The organism is Treponema saccharophilum DSM 2985 (assembly GCF_000255555.1).
Classification (GTDB): Bacteria; Spirochaetota; Spirochaetia; order Treponematales; family Treponemataceae; genus Treponema_D; species Treponema_D saccharophilum.
Genome location: NZ_AGRW01000031.1, coordinates 15,367 through 37,567, shown reverse-complemented (window position 1 = coordinate 37,567; position 22,201 = coordinate 15,367). Strand labels below are relative to the sequence as shown.

The 22,201-nt window shown below is 57.3% G+C and carries 15 protein-coding genes; 10 read left to right on the top strand and 5 right to left on the bottom strand.

Annotation, left to right across the window (positions count from 1 at the left end):
• The first annotated feature begins 71 nt into the window (after nucleotides 1-71).
• From TRESADRAFT_RS02030 to TRESADRAFT_RS02010, 5 genes are all read left to right on the top strand, one after another.
• Nucleotides 72-2,234, top strand: coding sequence for a DUF4954 family protein (locus TRESADRAFT_RS02030; protein ID WP_002702386.1), 2,163 nt, complete (start codon nucleotides 72-74; stop codon nucleotides 2,232-2,234).
• A 273-nt stretch (nucleotides 2,235-2,507) separates the two neighbouring features.
• The gene (leuA, locus tag TRESADRAFT_RS02025) at nucleotides 2,508-4,193 is read left to right on the top strand and encodes a 2-isopropylmalate synthase (protein WP_002702384.1); all 1,686 of its coding nucleotides are present in this window, start codon (nucleotides 2,508-2,510) and stop codon (nucleotides 4,191-4,193) included.
• A 480-nt stretch (nucleotides 4,194-4,673) separates the two neighbouring features.
• A complete protein-coding gene (locus TRESADRAFT_RS14830; RefSeq protein ID WP_002702382.1) occupies nucleotides 4,674-6,752 on the top strand; it encodes a methyl-accepting chemotaxis protein in 2,079 nt (692 codons plus the stop codon).
• Between the two features lie 70 nt (nucleotides 6,753-6,822).
• On the top strand, nucleotides 6,823-8,286 hold the full coding sequence (locus tag TRESADRAFT_RS02015; protein WP_002702380.1) for a M16 family metallopeptidase: 1,464 nt from the start codon (nucleotides 6,823-6,825) through the stop codon (nucleotides 8,284-8,286).
• Between the two features lie 2 nt (nucleotides 8,287-8,288).
• Nucleotides 8,289-9,659 (top strand): M16 family metallopeptidase, encoded by a 1,371-nt coding sequence (locus TRESADRAFT_RS02010; RefSeq protein WP_002702378.1) that lies wholly within the window; start codon nucleotides 8,289-8,291, stop codon nucleotides 9,657-9,659.
• Between the two features lie 93 nt (nucleotides 9,660-9,752).
• Here TRESADRAFT_RS02010 and TRESADRAFT_RS02005 read toward each other — a convergent pair whose 3' ends face one another.
• Both TRESADRAFT_RS02005 and ptsP read right to left on the bottom strand, forming a co-directional pair.
• Nucleotides 9,753-10,631 carry a hypothetical protein gene (locus tag TRESADRAFT_RS02005; RefSeq protein ID WP_002702376.1) on the bottom strand — a complete coding sequence of 293 codons (879 nt, stop codon included), beginning with the start codon at nucleotides 10,629-10,631 and terminating at the stop codon, nucleotides 9,753-9,755.
• 289 nt (nucleotides 10,632-10,920) lie between these two features.
• Nucleotides 10,921-12,537, bottom strand: coding sequence for a phosphoenolpyruvate--protein phosphotransferase (gene ptsP, locus TRESADRAFT_RS02000; protein ID WP_040842146.1), 1,617 nt, complete (start codon nucleotides 12,535-12,537; stop codon nucleotides 10,921-10,923).
• 123 nt (nucleotides 12,538-12,660) lie between these two features.
• Between ptsP and TRESADRAFT_RS01995 the strand changes: the two genes are divergently transcribed.
• The 5 genes from TRESADRAFT_RS01995 (at nucleotide 12,661) to TRESADRAFT_RS01975 (ending at nucleotide 17,619) form a co-directional block, all read left to right on the top strand.
• Nucleotides 12,661-13,440, top strand: a complete 780-nt coding sequence (locus TRESADRAFT_RS01995; RefSeq protein ID WP_040842141.1) for a DeoR/GlpR family DNA-binding transcription regulator — start codon at nucleotides 12,661-12,663, stop codon at nucleotides 13,438-13,440.
• Between the two features lie 18 nt (nucleotides 13,441-13,458).
• Nucleotides 13,459-14,376: a 1-phosphofructokinase gene (gene pfkB, locus TRESADRAFT_RS01990; RefSeq protein ID WP_002702370.1), complete on the top strand. Its 918-nt coding sequence runs from the start codon at nucleotides 13,459-13,461 to the stop codon at nucleotides 14,374-14,376.
• A gap of 76 nt (nucleotides 14,377-14,452) precedes the next feature.
• A complete protein-coding gene (locus TRESADRAFT_RS01985) occupies nucleotides 14,453-16,345 on the top strand; it encodes a PTS fructose transporter subunit IIABC (RefSeq protein WP_002702368.1) in 1,893 nt (630 codons plus the stop codon).
• Between the two features lie 75 nt (nucleotides 16,346-16,420).
• A complete protein-coding gene (locus TRESADRAFT_RS01980; protein WP_002702366.1) occupies nucleotides 16,421-16,678 on the top strand; it encodes an HPr family phosphocarrier protein in 258 nt (85 codons plus the stop codon).
• Nucleotides 16,679-16,803: 125 nt separating this feature from the next.
• Complete coding sequence (locus TRESADRAFT_RS01975) at nucleotides 16,804-17,619, top strand: arginyltransferase (RefSeq protein WP_081478457.1); 816 nt, start codon at nucleotides 16,804-16,806, stop codon at nucleotides 17,617-17,619.
• Between the two features lie 3 nt (nucleotides 17,620-17,622).
• Here TRESADRAFT_RS01975 and TRESADRAFT_RS01970 read toward each other — a convergent pair whose 3' ends face one another.
• The 3 genes from TRESADRAFT_RS01970 to TRESADRAFT_RS01960 form a co-directional block, all read right to left on the bottom strand.
• A complete protein-coding gene (locus TRESADRAFT_RS01970) occupies nucleotides 17,623-18,444 on the bottom strand; it encodes a hypothetical protein (protein WP_002702363.1) in 822 nt (273 codons plus the stop codon).
• Nucleotides 18,445-18,780: 336 nt separating this feature from the next.
• Nucleotides 18,781-20,661 (bottom strand): glutamine-hydrolyzing GMP synthase, encoded by a 1,881-nt coding sequence (gene guaA / locus TRESADRAFT_RS01965; RefSeq protein WP_002702361.1) that lies wholly within the window; start codon nucleotides 20,659-20,661, stop codon nucleotides 18,781-18,783.
• A gap of 134 nt (nucleotides 20,662-20,795) precedes the next feature.
• A complete protein-coding gene (locus TRESADRAFT_RS01960; RefSeq protein WP_002702359.1) occupies nucleotides 20,796-21,830 on the bottom strand; it encodes a hypothetical protein in 1,035 nt (344 codons plus the stop codon).
• Nucleotides 21,831-22,201: the final 371 nt, after the last annotated feature.

Genomic DNA, 22,201 nt, shown 5'->3' with positions numbered 1-22,201 from the left:
GTAGCAGAACGCGCATTTTCCGCCTTCCGTTTTTTCAACAAACGCGCGCAATGTTCCGAAACTAGAACAGTATGATAACGATTTCGACTGATTTGCAGTCAGGCCAGCTTCCGCCGCTCGACGCGAGGCTCCTTTCCGGAAAAAGGCACCTGACTCCCGATGAGATAGATATACTGAGCGCGACGAACACCAATTCCGACGATACATGGATGAACGTATGGGTCGACGAGCGCGGCTTCGACTGCTCGCTCGTGCGGAACAACGAGATACGCGGGTATCTCGTGCTCGGCGTGCTCCGGCGCGTGAACCTCCGCTACCACGACCTGTGCCTCTGCGCGGGGCTCTACGGCTCGAACGTGGAGAACGTCGTGCTCGGCTCGGACGTGTGCGTGCGGAACGTCGCCTACTTCTCGAACTACATAATCGACGACAAGGTAATCCTCTTCAACATACAGGAGATGAGCTGCACGAACCACTCCAAATTCGGCAACGGAATCCTCAAGGAGGGCGAGCCGGAGTCGAACAGAATCTGGATAGGCGTCGGCAACGAGAACGACGCGCGCGCCGTCCTTCCCTTCGAGTCGATGATTCCCGCCGACGCGTTCATCTGGTCGCGCTACCGGGAGGATTCCGCGCTGATGGCGCGCTTCAAGGAGATGACGGAGGACATGTTCCTGCGCACCGCCGACACGAAGGGCTTCGTCGGATCGAACACCGTCATAAAGAACACCACGCTCCTCAAGGACGTCAAGGTCGGGGAGAACGCGTACATAAAGGGCGCGTTCAAGCTGAAGAACATAACGATACTGTCGAGCGAGGACGAGCCGAGCCAGGTGGGCGAGGGCGTCGAGCTGGTGAACGGCATCGTCGGCTACCGCGCCCGTATTTTCTACCAGGCGGTCGCGGTGCGCTTCGTCATCGGGCGGAACTGCCAGCTCAAGTACGGCGCGCGCCTCCTGAATTCCGTCCTCGGAGACAATTCCACGGTCTCGTGCTGCGAGATTCTGAACAACCTGATTTTCCCGTTCCACGAGCAGCACCACAACTCGTCGTTCCTCATCGCCTCCACGGTCTGCGGGCAGTCGAACATCGCCTCCGGGGCGACGGTCGGCTCGAACCACAACTCGCGCTCGCCTGACGGGGAGCTTTTTGCCGGGCGCGGCTTCTGGCCGGGGCTCTGCTCCGACTTCAAGCACAACTCGCGCTTCGCCTCGTTCGTCCTCGTGTCGAAGGGAAGCTACCAGAACGAGCTGAACATACCGTACCCGTTCTCCCTCGTCGCGTCGAACGGCTCGAACAAGCCCGTTTCGGTAATCCCCGCGTACTGGTTCCTCTACAACATGTACGCGATTGCGCGCAACGGGCAGAAATTCCTGAAGCGCGATGGACGGCTCGTGAAGGTGCAGCACATCGAGACGAACCCGCTCGCTCCCGACACGATTCAGGAGGTCGTCTCGTCGATAAGCCGCATAATAGAGCTGACGTCCCGCTACCTCGTCTCGCGCGGGGACGGGGCGGCGTCGGGCGCGATTACCGAGGACGGGCGGCTCCAGGTCGCGAAGGACTTCCTCCACAAGAACCCGTCCGCGTCGTTCGTCCTGCAGGATATGGACTGCCAGAGAAAATTCGGGGCGAACATACTCAAGCCGGTGAAGGCGTACAAGGAATACCGCAAAATCGTCAAGTATTTCGCCGTCTCCGTGCTCATTGACTACTGCGCCGCCCGCCGCATCCCGTCCTTGAACTGGCGCGAGATTGAGCGCATCGCCGAATTCCCGCTCTACACTGAATGGGTGAACGTCGGCGGGCAGGTGGTTCCGCGCGAGAAGCTCGGCGAGCTGTTCTCCCTTGTCAAGTCGCGCGAAATCGACTCGTGGGAGGCTGTCCACGCGTTCTACGACAAGTGCGAGGCGAAATACCTGACGTACAAGGTCGCCTACGCGATTTACCTCCTCGAATTCCTCTACTCGCGCCCGTTCCTCGAATTCGACGCGTCCGTCTTCGACGACATAGCCGCCGACGTGACCGCAGTGAGCGACGAGATGTGCTCTTCCGCGTACGCGTCGCGCCGGAAGGACTACGAGTGCTTCTTCCGGAAAATCACGTTCAGGAACGACGAGGAGATGCGCGCCGTCCTCGGCACGCTCGAGGACAACGAATTCCTCGCCGACATGAAGAGGCGCACCGCCGAATTCGACGCGCGGCTCACGGTGATATTCGGCGGGCTCCGGTGATGATTCTCCGGGGCGTCATGTCCTGACTGTGACGATGCCCGCGGCTTCTTCGTCTGGAAAAAGCCCCGCCTCCGACAATTGAACAAAATGCCCTTATGGTCTATCATGCTGCGCATGAATCGTTTTGCATTGCTACTATCAGAGCTCGAATTCCTCAAAATCGGCTGAAAGGCTCGGGCACTGCTTTCCAATTCATAATCGTTGAGAAATTAAGACCTGTTGCCTCCGGCGGCGGGTCTTTTTTATTTTCGCATTCAAAAAAGGAGAATCTGTATGAACGCATCGAAATACAAGCCGTTCGAGGGGGCGCCGATTGTGGGGCGTCAGTGGCCGTCAAAGCGGATTACGAAGGCGCCGATATGGTGTTCCGTCGATTTGAGGGACGGGAACCAGGCGCTTATCGACCCGATGGGAATCGAGACGAAGCTCAAGTTCTTCGACCTTCTGGTGAAAATCGGGTTCAAGGAAATCGAAATCTGCTTTCCCTCCGCATCCGACACGGAATTCGATTTCTGCCGGAGGCTTATCGAGGAGAACCACATTCCCTCCGATGTCACGATTCAGGTTCTCTGCCAGGCGCGCGAGCATCTCATCCGGCGCACGATGGAGGCGATAAAGGGCGCGCCGAGCGTCATCTTCCACATCTACAACTCGACCTCCCCGGCGCAGCGCAAGTACACGTTCGGGAAGACGAAGGATGAGATTGTGCAGATTGCCGTCGAGGGCGTGAGGTGCATCAAGGAGTGCATGAAGTCCTTGAGCGAGGACGAGAGAAAACGAATCCGCCTCGAATATTCGCCGGAGTCGTTCTCCATGACGGAGATTGACTACGCGATTGAGATTTGCGACGCCGTCGGGCGCGAGTGGGGAATCTCGCCCGAGCGGAAGATTATCTACAACCTTCCTTCCACCGTCGAATGCTACACGCCGAACGTCTACGCGGACAGAATCGAGTATTTCGCGTCCAAGGTTGCGAACCGCGAGAGCGTCATCATCTCGACGCACTGCCACAACGACCGCGGGACGGGCGTCGCCTCGTGCGAGCTCGGGCTTCTCGCGGGCGCGGACCGGGTCGAGGGCTGCCTTTTCGGCAACGGCGAGCGGACGGGGAACCTCGACATCGTGACCGTCGCGCTCAACATGTTCAGCGAGGGCGTCGACCCCGAGCTCGACTTCTCCGACCTTCCCTCCGTCGCCGACGCGTACCAGGAATACACGAAGATGGACATTCCCCCGCGGACGCCGTATGCCGGCGGGCTTGCGTACACGGCGCTTTCCGGCGGGCATCAAGACGCCATCGCGAAGGGGCTTGCGGCGCGCGCGTCGATGCCGGCGGACGCGGTCTGGGATGTCCCGTACATCCTCATCGACCCGCACGACATCGGCAGGCAGTACGAGGGCATAATCAGGATAAACAGCCAGAGCGGGAAGGGCGGCGCGTCGTTCATCCTCGAGCACAATTACGGGTACAGCATTCCCAAGGCGATGCAGCCGGCGGTGGGGAACCTCATCAAGGCGGAGTCCGACAAGGCGCAGCGCGAGCTCAAGGGCGAGGAGATTCTCTCGTTCTTCGAGGAGAAATGGATTCGGAATCGGGCGCGTTTCGAGATTGTCGACATCGCCTCGACGCAGCTCGACGCGAACAGCGAGAGCGGCTCGGCGGAGCATGTCTCGTGCCGCGGCGTCATACGCGTCGACGGCGAGAACGTCGCGTTCGGCGGCAGGGGAAACGGCCCCCTCGACTCGTTCGTGTCGGCGGTTTCCGGCGTCGTGTTTCCCGTGTTCAACATCACGGCGTTCCACGAGCATTCGGTGGGGCAGGGAAGCGGCGCGGGCGCGGTTGCGTACGTGCAGATTGAGACGGGCAGCGGGGAGAAATTCTGGGGCGTCGGGAAATCATCGAACGTCGGTCGCGCCGGAATCGAGGCTGTCGTCTCGGCGATGAACCAGCTCGGCTGACATCTTCCCTCGTCGGGCAGAATCATGGTGCGGCGGTCTTTCCGCCGCATTTTTTATGCCCGCACAAAAAAAGGCGGCGGCATTCGACGAACGCCGCCGCCCCAAAGGAGAGGAGGATGCAGAAAACAGATGCTCCTGTAAAAGAGTCGGTCATCTGTGAAAAACTGCAGTGATTGATAAGAAAAACTCTTGCAATCAAAAACCTAAACACATATATATAGTGCCCGTTACAAGAAATTTCATGTTTTTCCGCATTTTTTTATGAATTTCCTCGAAAAAATGCGGCGGTGCCCGAAAATATGCTGATTAGGGCTTATAATAGACTTGTTCGGAAACGGGGACTGATGCGTCCTGAACCGCGGTTTTTGCCGGTTTTTCGGAATGCGTCCGGAACGGCATATTTTTTTGGTTGGTACTGGCATGCTTCCTGCGCTGCCATCCATAATGGTTTCTTTGCATAAAAAAAGTTTCGGAGAAAACATGAGAATTCGGCACCAGCTTATTGTAAGTCACACGGCGTTGACGTTCGGCGTAGTCTTGGTCCTTGCTTTTTCCACAATCATTTCGCACCGGAAGACGATTCAGGACAAAATCGAGGAAATCTCAAAGCTTCAGGTCGAGAATGTGAACGGCCATATCGACAACTTCCTTTTGACGGCGCAGAAAACGATTGAGGTCGTCGCCTCGTACATGCAGAGCCTCGACGAGTACGACAGGAATACGGTCGAGAATTTCCTTGCCGCGCAGGTCGCCGGAAATTCCGACTGCTCCATGCTCTATGTCTCAAGCTCCGTCCCGACATGCCGGGGCGGGTTCACCTTCACGGACAACCATTGGATTCCGCCGTCCGATTTCGACGAGAGCTCGCGCTCGTGGTTTAAGAACGCGAAGAATTCCCTCGGGACAATCGTGTTTTCCGATCCCTATGTCGACGAGCAGTCGAAGGGAATCGTCGTCACGCTTTCCAAGTCGTTCAGGAACAGGTACGGGGAATTCGCCGGCGTCGTCGGAATCGACCTGAAGCTCGACAAAGTCGTCGCGATGGTCGGGAACGTCCGCCTTACGGAAAACGCCCGGTCGTACATGATTGACTCGAAAGGCGTTTACGTCACGAACGACGACGTGAAGAAAGTCGCGTCGGAAAATTTCTATTCCGAGCACGGGTTTTCCGAGCTGGATTCGAAAATACCGGCGGACGAGCCGTATATAAACCTCTCGGATGGGAAAAGGTATTTCGCCGCGCGGAAGATGTCGAATCTCTGCGGCTGGAAAATCGTCACGTTCGGCTCCCGCTCGGAAATCTACGCGGAAATCAGCCGCAGCGTCGGCATCATCCTCACCGATTCCGTGCTTGCGCTTGTGGTGTCGATTGTGCTGTCGCTCGTCGTCTCGTTCGGAATCACCGCCCAGCTCAAGCGCGTCGCGAAGGCGCTTACGCAGATTTCCGGCGGGCACGCGGATTTGACGAAGCGGCTGGAATTCAACTTCAAGAACGAAATCGGCGAAATCGCGCGTGGCTTCAATTCGTTCGCCGAAAAAATGCAGCAGATTGTCATCGAACTGAAGAAGTCTAAGGAGCTGCTTTCCGATGCGGGCGAGCGCCTCCAGGGCGGGACTGCGGAGACGTCGGACGCAATCGGGCAGATTCTCGGCAACATACAGAGCGTGAACGCTCAGATTGGGAACCAGGCGGACGGAGTGAACGAGACTTCCGAAGCCGTCAGCAGGATTGCGGACAGCATTCAGGCGCTTGAGACGATGATAATCGGGCAGTCAGGAAGCGTGACGCAGGCGAGCAGCGCCGTCGAGGAGATGATTGGCAGCATCTCTGCCGTCAACGCGACCGTCGAGAAAATGGCGGATTCGTTCGACGTCCTGCAGGGCGACGCGCAGGCGGGAACGATGAAGCAGCAGACCGTCAACGAGCGGATAACGCAGATTGAGGCGCAGTCGAAGCTTTTGCAGGAGGCGAACGCGGCGATATCGGCGATTGCCGAGCAGACGAACCTCCTTGCGATGAACGCCGCGATAGAGGCGGCACATGCGGGCGAGGCGGGAAAGGGGTTCAGCGTCGTCGCGGACGAAATCAGGAAGCTTTCCGAGACGTCGAGCGAGCAGTCGCGGACAATCGGGGAGCAGCTTATGGGTATCCGGACCGCAATCGAGCAGGTCGTCTCCGTCTCCGTCGAGTCTAGCGACTCGTTCAACGCTGTTTCCTCAAAAATCCGAGACACCGACGGATTCGTCCGCCAGATAAAATCCGCAATGGAGGAGCAGCACGAAGGCTCGCAGATGATTATCGAGGCCCTCCACAAAATGAACGACATCACGCGGAACGTGAAAAATTCTTCGATAGAGATGGGCGACGGCAACAAGGTGATTCTCGACGAGGTGCGCAAGCTCAAGGATTCTTCCGATTCGGTGAACGTTTGCATGGGCGAGATGGGCGCGAGCGCCGTCAAAATCAGCGAGACCGGAAAATCGTTGAAGTCGATTGCCGAGCAGATGAAAAACGCTATCGGCGCGATCGAATCCCAGATAAACGAATTCACCGTGTGACGGCGCCGCCGTGCGGGCTTCCCCCGCATTCAGCCTTGAAAAAAATCCGCAATCCTCTAGAATCGACGTCATGACAAAAAAAGGTTTTTTCGCAGTCGCGGCCGTTTTTGCGCTGTCGCTCGCGGGGGCTGCCGCCTCATCGGGCACGGGCATCGACGGGCTGTTCAGGAAGACCCTGCCGAACGGGCTTGAGGTCTTCGTCATGGAGAACGATTCCGCCCCGCTCGCATACGTCGAGATTGCCGTCAGGGCAGGCGGCGTCTCGCAGGTGCCGGAGAACGCGGGGTTGTTCCATCTTTACGAGCACATGATGTTCAAGGGAAATTCTCGCTACAAGGACCAGAAGTCGTTCATGGCGGCGATGAATTCGCTCGGGGTCGGGGAATGGAACGGCTCCACCGGCGTGGACCGCGTGAACTACTATTTCACCGTTCCGTCCGACAAGGTGCGCGACGGCATGGAATTCTGGTCGCTTGCCGTGCGCAGCCCGAACATGGACGAGGGCGAGCTTGAGCGGGAGAAAGGCGTCGTCCTTTCGGAGATAAGGGGGGATTACACTTCGCCCGCGGAAATAGCGTATGCCGCCGTGAGCAGCAAACTTTTCCCGTCGTGCCCGTGGCGGGTCGATTCGGGCGGGAATCCGCATGCAGTCGAGAACGCGACCGTCGCGCAGATGAGGGAAATCCAGGAGGAATTCTACGTCCCGGAGAATTCGGCTGTTTTTGTCGGCGGGGATGTCTCCCACGAGGAGATTTTCCGTTTCGCGGAAGAAATTTTCGGCAGCTGGAAACGCTCGCCGCGCGCGCAGGCCGGCGTCGTCGTCCCGCCGAAAAACGTGTCGGATTCCGTCGTCAAGCTTGTCTACCCGAACGAGACTACGTCGGATTCTTTCGTTCTTGCACAGTACATGCTCCGCGGTCCCGACGGCCAGTGCGATGCCGGGGATACATACGCCGCTGACGTCTGGTCGGAGATTGCCAGAAGCCCGGACGGACTTTTCAAGCGCATGATGGTGTCGAACGAGAAGCTTTCGATTGCCGATTCCGATTACGTCGGTGCGGGCTATCTTACGGCGCGTGCGAGCGGGAGAATTTCGTTTTCGGCATACATGAAGAACGAGGGGAATCCGGCTGAGAAGGCTGATGAATTCCTTCGCGCTGTGACCGTCGATGCCGTCGGCGCGATGCAGGAGCCGTCGTCAGGGTTCACTTCGGGAATTGATGTCGTTGAGAGGCGCCTTTCCGACTCGCGTGTCTACGAATTCGAGAGCGCGGAGGGCGTGCTTTCGGGTATTTCGGGCAGTTTCGCGAGCTGCGGCGCCGATTATTTCTTCGGCTACGACAGCTGCATGAGGAGCGTCACGGAGGACGATATACGCTCGTTCGTCTCCTCGTACATCGCGGGAAAGAACGGCGTGCTGTTCGTCTCCGTAAGCCCCTCCGTCTTTGCGCGGTACGAGAAGGACTTCCGTGACGGCGGCTTCGAGGTCGTGACGGCAGAAAATGCGTTCTGGTGGAATTCCGAGGGGAAATGAATATGAGATGCAGGTTGTTTTTTGTCGCGGCGGCTCTTTCGTGCCTCGCGTTCGTTTCGTGCGGCACGACGAAGCCGCTGGGGAATTCGTTCTATGAGCGGAATGTTGGTGATTTTTCCGAGCGCGTCTTGGGCAACGGCATTCCCGTCGTCGTGAAGAAGAACGCCGGGAGCCGGATTGATGTCGTCCGCGTCGTCTTTGAGGGCGGCGTCCCGCTCGTTCCCCGCTCGCTGTCGGGCGTCGAGGAGCTTACCGTTGACCTCATGGTCCACGGAAGCTCGAAATACCCGTACCAGCAGATTCAGAAAATGTGCTACGACAGGAGCTTCGCGGTCACGTCGTCGAGCGGGAAGGATTTCTCGTCGGTCTCGCTCACATGCATCCACCGCGACCTCTCCGACGCGCTCGACATACTCGCCGACGGAATTCTGAACCCGCTTTTTTCCGGGAAGGATTTCGCGCAGGCGCTGACCCTCGCGGCGGATTCCCTCCAGTCGAGGAAGGCAAGCCCCGAGGGTGCGCTCGGAATCGCGGTTTCTGAGGGAATCTTTGCCGGGCATCCGTATTCGTCCACCGTTTCCGTCAACGACGAGTCCGTCTCCCGGCTCAAGCTCGACGACGTGAAGAGCCATCACAGGAAGCTTCTCGACTCGTCGAGGATGAGCATCGTCGTCGTCGGGAACCTTTCCGACGGGGAGATTGATGACCTTGCCGGAAAACTCGAGGGATATTTCGGCTCTATAGAAAACGGCGGCTACGTCCGTCCCGAAATCCCGCAGGTCGGAATTCAGGGCGGGAACATAATCGTTCCGTGCGCGGCTGCCGGCGAGGTGGGATACATCGAGGGGATGTTCCGCTGCCCGGAGCGCGATTCTCCCGACTACATTCCGTACGTCCTCGCGACCATGTTCCTCGATGACAGCCTTTTCGATGTCGTTCGCGAGAGGAACGGCGCGGTGTATTCCGTCGGGAGCGGCGTCGTCGGCGCGCGCCGCCTTTTGGGCGCGGTTTCGCTCTACAAGGCGACGAAGGCGGAGGGGCTCGGCGGGATGGTGCGCGAGGCAATTTCCGCTTTCCCGAAAAGCGAGAAGGAGATAAAGGCGCGGCTCGACATGTACAAGAACAAGTACATAACCTCGATATTCGAGAATTCGAGGAGCGCGGGCGGGATTGCGTCGAACATAATTTCGAGCATGATGTACCGCTCGTCCCCGTCCGAGTATCTCCTTCGCCCGTCGCAGGTGCGCGCGGTTTCCCCTTCCGACGTCATGGCCGCCTACAGGAAGTACATCGAGCCGCTTTCCCGCGAGGATGCCGAAATCCGCTGGGTTGTCGTCTCCGGCGCCGGTTCCGCGGAGAAATTCGAGCTGTGATGCTCCCGCGCGAAAAAGAAAGCCGCGCGTGTTTCCTTCATCCGTGAAATACGCGCGGCTTTCAGCATCTTTCCTTCTTTATCTATTCTATTCCTACGCGTCCTCCGCGGCGGGGGGCGCCTTCGCTTCCGGTTCGGGCGGCGGCGGGGCCTGGAAGACCATCGAGTCGTAGTCCGTCCTGTCGATGGGGCGGTTCAGTATCGTGTTGAATATGTCGCGGAAAAGGCTGTCGGAAACGTATGTCCTGATTAAGTCGAGCGCCGCTTTTCCTGTGTCCATCTTGAACATGGCGATTGCGATGAAGCTGTTCTTCATCGGCTTTATCATCTTTATGTCGAGCGAGATGGGAATCTGCCTGCTGTTCAGTATGATTTTTGCGTTCCTGATTTCGTTCTTGTCCCTGAGCGCGGCGACATTTCGTGCGGGAAGCTCTATCGCGATTCCGACGGAGCTTATGTCGAGTATGCGGAGCTTGTGCATCTTGTCGCCCTCAAGCCAGTAGATTTCGCTCGAGTCGTCCTCCTCGCAGTTCGCGCGGACGTATTGCCTCATGCCCTTCGCGTCGAGCTTGTCGAGCGTCCTGACGATGTGCTTGAGTACGTCCTCCTTTTCCTCGTCGATGCTTTCGAACCCCGCCTCAAGGACAAGCCCGCCCTTGAACTGGTCAATCTCGTTCTGCTTGAGCGTCGCGTGGACGATTCCGACTTTCACGCCCTTGAATTCAGGCGACTCGTTCAGCGTCCTTATGAGGTTTTTCCATCCTGTGTGCGAGAGCTGGTAGTCCGGCGTTATGAAGCATATCGAGTCGGGGAATTCGGAAAGAAGGTTCTTGAGAACCTTGTAGTCGTTTATGAAGTACATCTCGTACTCCATCGTAAGGAGGCGGCTTTTTATGGCTTTTATAAGGGGCTGGTTCTGCGTCACGAAGAAAACTTTCTTCCCGTTCACGTCTTTGTTCTCGTTTTGCGTCATTCGTCCGGTATCTCCTTTGATATCCTCTTACAATCCTCTGAGATTATAGATTATACATGAAACGGCGGAGTTCTTTCCATAATAATTTTTCGGGGCGCCCTGCGGGAACGGCGGTGGATGAAAGACGGGGCGAAGCCGGACTCGGATTCGCCCCGTCCCGTTTATATTGAACCTGTTCGGAAACCTCAGTTTCAGAGCAGGTTGCCTTAAAATGCGATGTTCAAAACGTGCTGTTTGCGCGCTTTTGAGCTCGTCGACCTGAGCGACAAAGTTATCGGACAGGTCGATTTTAGATTGAGCGGATTTTGTCGCGGATGGCGAGGATTCTCGACGGGGAGACGGAAAGCTCGTCGACGCCCATCTCGACGAATTTCTCCGTCAGCTCGATGTCGCCGCCCAGCTCGCCGCAGATTCCGACCCAGCATCCGTGCTTGTGCCCGTTTTTCACGGTCATCTCTATCTCGCGGAGGACTGCCGGATGGTGCGCGTCGTAGAACGGCTCGAGCTTCGCGTTCTGCCTGTCGATTGCGAGCGTGTACTGCGTGAGGTCGTTCGTCCCGATTGAGAAGAAATCGACTTCCTGCGCGAGCTCCTCGCTCATCATGACGGCTGCCGGCGTCTCTATCATGATTCCCTGCTCGACGTTGCCGTAGGGGATGTTCTCCTTGTTGAGCGAGTAGCAGACGTCGGCGGAAATCTTCTTGATTCTCCTCACCTCGTCAACGGAGATTATCATCGGGTACATTATCGCGATTGTGCCGAACGCCGAGGCTCGGTAGATTGCGCGGAGCTGCGTGCGGAACAAATCCGGGCGGTCGAGGCAGATGCGTATCGCGCGGAATCCCATCGCGGGGTTGTCCTCCTTCTCTAGGTTGAAGTAGTCAGCCTGCTTGTCCGCGCCGATGTCGAGCGTGCGGATGATGACTTTCTTTCCCTTCATTTTCCGCGCGACGTTCTTGTAGGCGACGAACTGCTCCTCCTCGGTGGGATAGGTGTGGCGCCCGAGGTAGAGGAATTCGCTCCTGAAAAGCCCGATTCCCTCCGCGTCGTTGTCGATTGCCGCGTCCGCGTCTGCCACGGAGCCGATGTTCGCGTAGACGTTGATTTTTCTTCCGTCCCTCGTCACGGATTCCTTTCCCTTGAGCTGCTGGAGGATGGCGAGCTTTTCGAGGCTTGCCTTCATGAGCTTCTCCTTCTCCGCGAGCGTCTCCGCGTCAGGCTCGATAATAAGCTCCCCGGCGAACCCGTCGACGACCGCGAGCTTTCCGTTCCATTCTGCGTCGACAGCGATTCCGGCGAGCGCGGGAATGTTCATCGTGCGCGCGAGAATCGCCGTGTGCGACTGCGACGAGCCGTATTTCGTGACGAACGCGAGGACTGCCGATTTGTCTAGCGCGACCGTCTCCGCCGGCGTGAGGTCGTCGGCGCAGAGGATGCTTTTCCCGCCCGCGCCTGCGCTTTCCTTGCCGGAGCCGTTCGAGCAGAGTATGGTGACAATCCGGTCTGCGATGTCCTTGATGTCGGCGGAGCGCGCCCTCATGTACTCGTCTTCCATCTGAGAGAAAATCTTGCTTATCGTCTCGCCGCTTTCGTGGACGGCGTACTCCGCGTTCGCCATGTTGTCGCGAATCGTCGAGTACACGCTGTCGGTGAAATCGTCGTCCCCGATGAGCATCGACTGCATGTCGAAAATCGCCGCCGCCTCCGCGCCGACTTCCTCGACCGCCTTCTTGTAGATGTCCTGGAGCTGCCTTACCGCCTCGTCGCGCGCCTCGTTGTACCGCGCGATTTCCGCCTCGGCGTCCTCGATTTTCCGTAGGGACGTGTCGTTCTTGGATTTCTCCATGAGCTTTATCGTTCCTATCGCTATGCCTTTGTAAATTGCTTTGCCGTTGTATCTTTTCATGCCTTCCATATTAGCCTTCCGAAACACACGTTGTCAAACTTTTTTAACTGACTTTGACTGTTTTTTTAAAAAAAATGAAAGTTTTTGATTGACTTTGAAAGAATGTGAGCGTAAACTGCTTTTATGTTATCGGAAGAACGTCAGAACATGATTGTAAGCCTCGTGAACGAGAACAAGAGCATGACGGTGCAGATGCTCATGAAGGCTCTCGACGCTTCGGAATCGACCATACGGCGCGACCTCGGCGAGCTTTCGTCGCAGGGGCGGCTGGAGAAGGTTTACGGCGGCGCGATGGCGAAGAACGTCGTGTTCTCCGGACGCGATGTCCTCGTGAACGAGCGCAAGGCCTTGAATTCCGTGGAGAAGACCGCAATTGCCCGGTATGCCGCGTCGCTCATCGGCGATGACGATTTCGTGTATCTCGATGCGGGGACGACGACGGAGGCGATGATTCCGTTCATAACGGCGAAAGGCGCCGTTTTCGTGACGAACGGATGCACCCATGCGCGCAGGCTTTCCGAGTGCGGGTTCCTCACGTATGTCCTCGGTGGTGAGATGAAGGCATCGACCGACGCGATTGTGGGGGAGGACGCGGTGATTTCGCTGTTCCGATACCACTTCACGAAAGGTTTTTGGGGGACGAACGGAATCAGCCGCACGAGCGGGTTCAGCACGCCCGATTTGCGGGAGGCGCTCGTCAAGCAGATGTCGATGAACAGGACGCAGGAAAAGTACGTTCTCGGGGACGCGAGCAAATTCTCGAACATTTCATGCGTGACGTTCGCGGATTTTTCGGATGCCACCGTCATAACGTCCGCTCTCCCCGGGGAGATGTCGTCGTACCGCGCGTGCGGAAATGTCGTCGAGGTCGGTTCTGACGGCGTTCACGTTGTCAAAGAATAGAAGGAAGGAGGAAACGGAATGATTTACACGGTGACGGTAAACCCGTCGTTGGATTATGTTGTCGATGTGGACGGGTTCCGCACGGGAACCGTCAACAGGACGAAGAATGAGACCGTCTACCCCGGCGGAAAAGGAATCAACGTCTCTATCGTCCTGAGAAACCTCGGGGTGGAGAACCGCGCGCTCGGGTTCGTCGCGGGGTTCACCGGCTCGGAGATTGAGGCGATGCTTTCGCGCATGGGCGTCGACAGCGATTTCATCCGCGTCGGCTCGGGGCTTTCCCGCATAAACGTGAAGCTCCGCTCTGACGAGGAGTCGGAGATAAACGGGCAGGGGCCTGCGCTGTCCGAGGCCGATGTCGGCTCTCTTTTTGACAGGCTCGGCGCGCTTTCCGACGGTGACACGCTCGTCCTTGCGGGAAGCATTCCCGCGTCGCTCCCGAAAAGCTTCTACAGCGACGTGATGGCGCGCCTTTCGGGGCGCGGGGTGCGGTTCGTCGTTGACGCGACGGGCGACCTCCTCAAGAAATCGCTCGAGTACAAGCCGTTCCTCGTCAAGCCGAACAACCACGAGCTCGGGGAGATTTTCGGCGTGGAGCTTTCGTCGCGCGACGATGTCGTTCCCTACGCGCTGAAATTCCGCGAGATGGGCGCGCAGAACGTCCTCGTGTCGATGGCGGGGAAGGGTGCCGTTCTTGCTGCGGCGGACGGAAACGTCTATCAGGGCGATGCGCCTGCGTGCCGCCTCGTCAATTCTGTGGGCGCGGGCGATTCGATGGTCGCGGGATTCATTGCCGGCTACGCGAAATCGTCTTCGTACAGGGATGCCCTCGTCACCGGTCTGTGCACCGGAAGCGCGAGCGCGTCTAAGGAATGGCTTGCGACGAAATCCGACGTTGACGCGATGATTTCGTCCTACGGCGGGCTTTCGGATTGATTTAAAAAAAACGGCGCGTCTTGCGTTTCTTCGCGCGCGCCGTCTCTTTATGGTGGGGAAAGAGAAAGGAGGAACTATGAGAATCAAAGATTTGCTCAATCCAAAGAGCATTTGTCTCAATGGCGAAGCCAAGGACAAGAACGACGCAATCAACAAGATGGTTGCGCTCATGGCGAACAGCGGGGCAGTTTCCGATGTCGAGGCGTACCGGCGCGGCGTGCTTGTCCGCGAGGAGGAGAGCACGACTGCGGTCGGTGAGGGAGTTGCCATTCCTCACTGCAAGAGCGACAGCGTGAAATTTCCGGCTCTCGCCGCGATGACCGTTCCTGCCGGTGTCGAGTACGATGCCCCGGATGGAGAGCCTGTCAGGATACTATTCCTCATCGCCGCACCGAATTCAAAGGACAACGTCCATATTGACGTGCTGAGCAAGCTTTCGGTGCTGCTTCTCGACGAGAATTTTACGGCGGACCTCCTCAAGGCGAAAACCGTGGAGGAATTCCTCGCCGTCGTGGACAAGGCTGAGTCCGCGAAGGACGAGAAGGACGCTTCGCAGGAGAAATCATCCGGATTCCCGCAGGTGCTTGCCGTCACGGCATGCCCGACCGGAATCGCGCACACGTACATGGCGGAGGAGAACCTCAAGAAGGCTGCCGCGGCTGCCGGCGTGACGATAAAAATCGAGACGCGCGGCTCTTCTGGAACGAAGAACGAGCTTACCGATGATGAAATCGCGCACGCGTCTGCGATAATCGTCGCGGTCGACGTCAACGTCCCGATGGGAAGGTTCGACGGGCGCAAGGTCATACAGTGCCGCGTCTCCGACGGAATCAGCAGGAGCGCGGAGCTTGTCTCGCGTGCGGCAAAAGGTGACGCGCCCGTCTTCTCCGCGTCCGCGTCCGACGTTTCTTCTTCCGGCGCGGAAAAGAAAAGCGCTGGCGGGACGGTCTACAAGCACCTCATGACCGGTGTCTCCCACATGCTCCCGTTCGTCGTCGGCGGCGGAATCCTCATCGCGCTCGCGTTCCTCATCGACGGAATCTACTGCAAGATGAACGGAATCACGCCTGACGGGACGTTCGGCACGATGACGGCTGCCGCTGCCTTCCTCAAGGGAAAAGTCGGCGGGGTCGCGTTCGGCTTCATGCTTCCCGTCCTCGCGGGATTCATCGCGTTCTCGATTGCCGACCGCCCCGGCCTTGCTGTCGGATTCCTCGGCGGTGCCATGGCTGCGAACGGTACGTCGGGATTCCTCGGCGCGCTTGTTGCCGGTTTCTTCGCCGGATACACCGTGCTCTGCTTCAAGAAGCTCTTCTCGTCGCTTCCGAAGAGCCTCGACGGCCTCAAGCCCGTCCTGATTTACCCGCTTCTCGGAATGCTCGTCGTCGGTCTCGGGATGAATTTCATAGTCGAGCCTGTCGTCGGCGCGATAAACGGATGGCTCAACGCGGGGCTTAACCGCATTAGCGGAGCTAGCGCCGTCCTCTTGGGCCTCCTCCTCGGCGGAATGATGGCTGTCGATATGGGCGGCCCGGTGAACAAGGCTGCTTACGTCTTCGCGACGGGAATGCTCGCGGAGGGTCACTACAACATCATGGCGGCGGTAATGATTGGCGGAATGGTCCCGCCGATTGCCATTGCGGCGGCTACGATTCTGTTCAAGAGCAAATTCACGGCGGAGGAGCGCAAGGCGGGTCCCGTCAACTTCATCATGGGGCTTGCGTTCATCACCGAGGGCGCGATTCCGTATGCGGCCGCAGACCCCGCGCACGTCCTTCCGTCATGTATCGTCGGAAGCGCAGTTGCGGGCGCCCTTTCCATGCTGTTCGGCTGCACGCTTATGGCACCGCACGGCGGCGTGTTCGTCTTCCCCGTCGTCGGGAATCCCGTCGCATACATAATAGCGCTTCTTGTCGGTTCCGCTGCCAGCTGCCTCATGCTCGGCATCCTGAAGAAGAAAGTCGCATGATTGTCCGGCGCGTCCGGGAAACCGTTTCCATTCGCGCCGTTCCGTATATTTTTTTGAGTTTGGAGGATTTTGTTCATGAAGAAGTTCGATTACACAATAACTGACGCGCTCGGAATCCATGCCCGCCCCGCAGGCGAGCTCGTTAAAGTCGCGAAGGGATTTTCGTCGAAGATTACGCTCGGATGCAACGGAAAGGAAGTCGACGCGAAGCGCATGATTTCCGTCATGTCGCTCGGCGCGAAGCAGGGCGCGCTCCTTTCCGTTTCCGTCGAGGGCGAGGACGAGGAAGCGGCGTGCGAGGCGCTCTCGTCGTTCCTTTCCGGAAATCTCTGATTTTTTTTCTTTGAGGCATCCCGGGCGCTCGTTCGGGATGCGGAATTCGGGAATCCTCCGCGCGCGGCAGGGTTCCTTTTTTTTGCTGTTTGAAAAACTGATGTATGGGAATATAATTTTTTGCTATGGAAGAACGGACTTTAGATGATTTCTCCGGAAGCGGAAACATGTTTGAGGGCAGTATGCTTGAGGGCAGGTGCGGCTATTTTGACGACAGGAATTCTGTTGAATTTTTCATTCCCCTTCCCGATGAAGGCGGGGACGGTGACGAAAAATACTCCGGCGGGCTGCCTTCTCTCTTCGACAGCCTCCTTTCCGGCGGTTTTCGCCGCTCGGGAAAATTCGTCTACAACGCTGTCTGCCCCGGCTGCAAGCAGTGCGTCCCGATTAGGATTCCCGTCCGGAAATTCGCGTTCTCGAAAAACCAGCGCCATCTTTTGCGGCGGAATTCCGACATTGAGATGCGCGTCGTCACGGGCGCGGAGGACATGATTACGATGGAGAAGGCCGACCTTTTTTCACGGTATATGGAGCGCCACGAGAAGACGGAGCCATTTTCCCGCAGCAAGTCGCTTGAGGTCCTTTTCGACATGAACGGAATCGAGAAGTTCGAGAAGCCGTTCTACCCCGGGACGGTGAATTTCGATTACCGGCTGGACGGGAAGCTCGTCGGCGTCGGAATAATCGATTTGGGGCGGACATCCCTTTCGTCGTGCTACTTCTACTACGACATCTCCGCCGACATGATGAGGCGCTCGCTCGGGACGTACTCGATCCTCAAGGAAATCGAGTACTGCGCCGCGAGCGGATACGATTTTTATTATCTCGGGTATTACATATCGAAATGCAGGGCGATGAGCTATAAAGGAAGGTTCCTTCCGCACGAGCTTCTCATTGACGGCGTGTGGAAGGAGCAGTGCGAGCAGAATTGGGACGTCTAGCCGTCAGAGCGCGATTTCGTTGTAGTCGGTGCGGTCGGCCGGGCGTTTTGCAATCATTTCGAAGAGGTCGTTCGTCAGCTGGCTTGAGATGTACGCCCGTATCGTGTCGAGCAGTTTCTTGGGGATTCCCATGCGGAACATTGCGATTCCGATGTATCCGTTCCGCCCGGGCTTTATCATCTTTATGTCGAGCGCGAGGCGGTATTCCTTTTTGTTGAGGATGAGCGTGCAGTGCTCTATGCCCGTCTTCCCGTTGAAAACATGGTGGAATTTTTCCGGGATGTCGATCGCGATTCCGACCGAGCTGATGTCGAGCACGCGCATTTTGTACATCGTGTTTCCTTCCGTCCAGAAAATCCCGCTCGACGAGTCGCTTCCGCAGTTCGCGCGGACGTACTGCCGCATTCCCTTTGCCTGGAATTTGTCGAGCGTCTTTATGATGAACCGGAAGACTTCGTCATCCCCGTCATCTACCAGAATAAGCCCCGCCTCAAGCGTAAGCCGCGCCTGGAACTGGTCGAGCTCGCTCTGTCTCATCCCGTCCGAGATTATGCCTATTTTTGTCGAGCTGTACTCGGAGTCGCTGTTCAGCGATATTATGAGGTTGTGCCATCCTTCCCGCTTGAGCTGGAAATCCGGCGATATGAAGCAGATTGAATCAGGATTTTCGGACAATATGTTCTTGAGAAATTTGTAGTCCTCGATTATGTAGAATTCGTATTCGAGCGTGAGAAGCCTGTCTTTTATGAGATTTATCAGCTTGCGGCTCTGCGTAACGAAAAATACCTTCTTTCCGAAAATCTTGCTTTTCTCTTCCTGCGTCATGCGCTCCTCCTTGATACGCGCCCCGTCCGGCCGGTTCCCCAACCCGAATGCGCATTTTGCCGTGTCTTATGCAACAAATAGTGTCAAGCATTATAACATGGAATCATCCTTCATACCTTTTTTATTCGCATTTTTCTCCGCGCCAATACAGAAAAATCCCCCTGCAAAAAGCAGGGGGATTCGTGCGCCCGCTCCCAAGAGCAGGGATTAACGCGCGTCAATCAAAGCGTGCGCACATCCCACCCCAAAAGGCGCACCCCCTGCAAAAAATGCAGGGGGCTTCGTGCGCCCGCTCCAAAGAACAAAGAATAACGCGCGTTAATTGATGCGGGCGCCTTATTCCCACCCGAATGTTGCCGGCGGCTTGTTCGTGGCGTCGAAGTAGAGCGCGTCGACGAACGGGAGGGCGGCAATCTTCCTGGCGATGCTTTCGAGCACGTCCTGCGGGAACCACGCGAACCGCGCCGTCATGACGTCCTCCGAGCAGACGGGGCGCAGGACGAAGCTCGCGCGGTCTTTTGCGGAGGCGTACGGAAGGTCAATCGTAAGGTGCTGGAAGATGTCGTTGTACATCCCGCGCTCGTGCAGCTCCGTGAGAACGATGTTGTCCACTTCGCGCAGCTGGTCGAGCCTTTCGCGCGTGCAGTATCCTTCCTGGATTTTCATGTCGCCGTCCTTTATGGCGGGATTCTTGTAAATCGTTATGACAGTCCTGTTGAGGAAGCGCGCGCTGTTCGTTATCGCGCTTGAGGCTGCCTCGACTTTTTCGCGCACTTTCGGGACGTGGTAGAATCCGCCGCCGTTTTCCGCGAACGTGAGGCATGCCGGGAACCGGTACGTCCTGAAATCGCCCTGGACGCCGACAGAGCGAACGGGAAGCACGCTCCGTTTCATCGATGAGGTGCAGTCCGCGCAGAATTGCGTTATCGGAACCTTGTCCAGCTCCTCCTGCGCCGCCTTCAGCTCCTCCTCGTCCTTTCCGCTGAAAATCCCGTCCGAGCAGAGGACGTTTATGGAAAGTCCCGGGCCGGGGAACGGATGGCGCATGACAAGCTCGTCCTCAAGCCCGAGCTTCTTTCCTATCGAGCGGACCTCGTCCTTGTACAAATCCTTCAGCGGCTCGATTATCATTCCGGCGGCGATGAGCTTCTGGATTCCGTCGACGCGGTTGTGGTGCGTCTTTATCGTTTTCGAATTCTTCGTCCCGCCCGACTCGATGATGTCCGGATAAAGGGTTCCCTGCGCGAGCATCCACTTCGACTCGTCGAGGTTCTGCGCCTTGACGACGGCGTCCCTCACCGCGATGAAATTCTCCCCCACCGCCATCCGCTTTTTCTGCGGGTCGGTCAGCCCCTTTATCGCGGAAAGGAAGCTTTCCGACGCGTCCTCGACGATGAAATTGTTGAACCCGTGCGCCTTGTACGCTTTCTCGACGTTCTTCGACTCGTTCTTCCTCATGAACCCGTTGTCGATGTGGAGGCCGAGGACGCGCTCCTGGCCGAGCGCCTTGTTGAGGAGGGCGAACGCGACGGTGGAATCGACGCCGCCGGAGAGGAACAGAAGCACGTTCTTGTCATTCGCGTCGCGCTTGATGTTCTCGATGATTACCTGAAGCACGGTATCCTCGTCCCAGTTTTTCTCCATCCCGCAGATTCCCGCGAAATTCTCGAAAATCCTGTTCCCTTCCGGCGTGTCCTTGACCTCGCAGTGGCATTGGAGGGAATAGCGTTTCCGCTTCGAATCCTCCACCGCCGCGAACGGACAGTCCTTCGTCGTTCCGATTACCGTGAACCCGTCCCCGAGCGAGAGGACGCCGTCCTGATGGCTCATCCAAACCTGCGTCGTGTCGGAAATCCCCGAGAAAAGCGGCGATTCTTTTCCCGCGCCGGTTTTCTCCAGGTGCGCGATGCCGAATTCCCCGACTTCCGCCTTGCCGACTTTTCCGCCGTAGCTTTTCGCCATGAGCTGATGTCCGTAGCAGAGCCCGAGAATCGGAATCTGGAGCGAAAGGATTTTCTCGTTGAATTCAGGAACGTCGTCCTCGTAGACTGACGACGGACCGCCCGACATTACGACGCCCTTCGCGTTCTCGAACGCGTCGAGACCCGCCGACGGAAGCGCAATCTCCGAATAATAGCCAAGCGCGCGGAACCTTTTTGCGATGAGGTGCGCGTACTGCGAACCGAAGTCGAGGACGACGATTTTCTCTCGTGACATATTTCTCTCCATTTTTCGGGCGGCATACCGTGCCGCTCCGTTCTCTTTCTGCCGCATTGAGCCTTCCGGAAACGAATTTGCCGGACGCGCCTATTATACAGAAAAATCGAAACGTGTGCGCGGGCGGAGAAATGTCAGTCAGCCCTTACGCCGACAAAAAGGTGCGCCGAGGATTCTTTTCCCGCTTTCGGCTTTCCGCTGCCGCCGTCATCGTTCGGAAAGCCGCGGTATTCGTCGGTGAAGAAGCTTCTGAGCTCGAACGATGTTGGGCAGAAGCCTGACGGCGTTTCTTCCGTCGTCAGAAAAACGCTTGCCGCGTAGTTTCCGAATTCGCCCGTTTTCCGTTCCTCTTCCTTCCACGCCTTGTCGAGCATGTCGTAGACGGCGCCGATTGAAGGGTAGAGCGCGCCTCCCTCAAAAATTCCGCTCCCGCCGAATGTGCCGCTGAATTCCTCGTAACGGTCGGGGCGCTCTTTCTCATATGAGATTGTCCCGTCCGCGTTTGCCGTGACCTTTATCGTCCCCGTGTCTGACGAGCTGTCTCCTTCTTCGTACGAAATCCAGTAGCTGAACGAGCGCGCGCCGGTTTCATCCTTCCATCCGGCTTTTTTCCGAAGGAATGTCGCGCGGTTTTCGAACGAGATGTCCCTGATGAAAAAGCTGTCGCCGCCGTATCCTTCCGCGCCCGATGTTCCGATTCCGCGCGATAGTGAATGCGGGTACAGGACACCGTCCTTTTCCTTGTACACGGCGGAGCAGCAGTCGTATTCGCCGGCGCTTCTCTTTCCCGCGCAGAGCGAGTTCTTCCACACGCCGTCGAAATAATCGTAGAGCGCGCGTATCGAGCTGAAATGGAAATCGGCTTTTCTGCTGTCGCCCGCGCAGTTCGAGGTGCAGGCGCCGGTTCCGTCGGTGACGACCGTCAGGAATTCCGCGCCCACGTCGCTGTCGCCGAAGCTGTATGTATAGGAGAACGTGTAGTTGGGCGGTTCTTTCCACGCGTTTTTGTTCGCGGTGAACGTGGCGTATGATTTTTCCTGCGTCTCGCCGTTTATGTATTCGCCCGTCTCCTCCGTGCACGAGGCCGTCAAAAAGGCGAGGAGGGACGCAGATGCAAGGAGAGCGCAGAAACGCGCGCTGGAAAGAGAGGAACAGTTCGTTTTTTTCATAATGCCGATTATAAAAGCGAAAAACGACGCGCGCAAATTGTTTTTCTTTGTCCGTGTGAAGTTCCGGAATGCGGCTTGCTGTGCCGGCCGGCGTTAACCTGTAGTGTTGCGGTATGAGAACTAGCTATAAACGTGCCGTATAACACATAGCGCGGTACGTCAATACACGGAAATGGGGAGCGTATACACGACTATGAGTGGAGCATGCTCTAGCTAGAGTGCGCTTTCAATCTAGTTAGGGTGGAGCAGCCCGCTTAGATAGAGCGGATTCTATGGGCCGCCTTTTAGACAGGCATGGATAGAACAGCTTCTGTCCATGCACGGGACATTCTGTCATCAATCTTTTGCTCTGTCACACAAACGGCAAAATA

Coding starts and splice junctions, on each gene's coding strand:
- TRESADRAFT_RS02030 (WP_002702386.1), top strand. CDS start 72: ATGATAACGATTTCGACTGATTTGCAGTCAGGCCAGCTTCCGCCGCTC.
- leuA (WP_002702384.1), top strand. CDS start 2,508: ATGAACGCATCGAAATACAAGCCGTTCGAGGGGGCGCCGATTGTGGGG.
- TRESADRAFT_RS14830 (WP_002702382.1), top strand. CDS start 4,674: ATGAGAATTCGGCACCAGCTTATTGTAAGTCACACGGCGTTGACGTTC.
- TRESADRAFT_RS02015 (WP_002702380.1), top strand. CDS start 6,823: ATGACAAAAAAAGGTTTTTTCGCAGTCGCGGCCGTTTTTGCGCTGTCG.
- TRESADRAFT_RS02010 (WP_002702378.1), top strand. CDS start 8,289: ATGAGATGCAGGTTGTTTTTTGTCGCGGCGGCTCTTTCGTGCCTCGCG.
- TRESADRAFT_RS02005 (WP_002702376.1), bottom strand. CDS start 10,631: ATGACGCAAAACGAGAACAAAGACGTGAACGGGAAGAAAGTTTTCTTC.
- ptsP (WP_040842146.1), bottom strand. CDS start 12,537: ATGAAAAGATACAACGGCAAAGCAATTTACAAAGGCATAGCGATAGGA.
- TRESADRAFT_RS01995 (WP_040842141.1), top strand. CDS start 12,661: ATGTTATCGGAAGAACGTCAGAACATGATTGTAAGCCTCGTGAACGAG.
- pfkB (WP_002702370.1), top strand. CDS start 13,459: ATGATTTACACGGTGACGGTAAACCCGTCGTTGGATTATGTTGTCGAT.
- TRESADRAFT_RS01985 (WP_002702368.1), top strand. CDS start 14,453: ATGAGAATCAAAGATTTGCTCAATCCAAAGAGCATTTGTCTCAATGGC.
- TRESADRAFT_RS01980 (WP_002702366.1), top strand. CDS start 16,421: ATGAAGAAGTTCGATTACACAATAACTGACGCGCTCGGAATCCATGCC.
- TRESADRAFT_RS01975 (WP_081478457.1), top strand. CDS start 16,804: ATGGAAGAACGGACTTTAGATGATTTCTCCGGAAGCGGAAACATGTTT.
- TRESADRAFT_RS01970 (WP_002702363.1), bottom strand. CDS start 18,444: ATGACGCAGGAAGAGAAAAGCAAGATTTTCGGAAAGAAGGTATTTTTC.
- guaA (WP_002702361.1), bottom strand. CDS start 20,661: ATGTCACGAGAGAAAATCGTCGTCCTCGACTTCGGTTCGCAGTACGCG.
- TRESADRAFT_RS01960 (WP_002702359.1), bottom strand. CDS start 21,830: ATGAAAAAAACGAACTGTTCCTCTCTTTCCAGCGCGCGTTTCTGCGCT.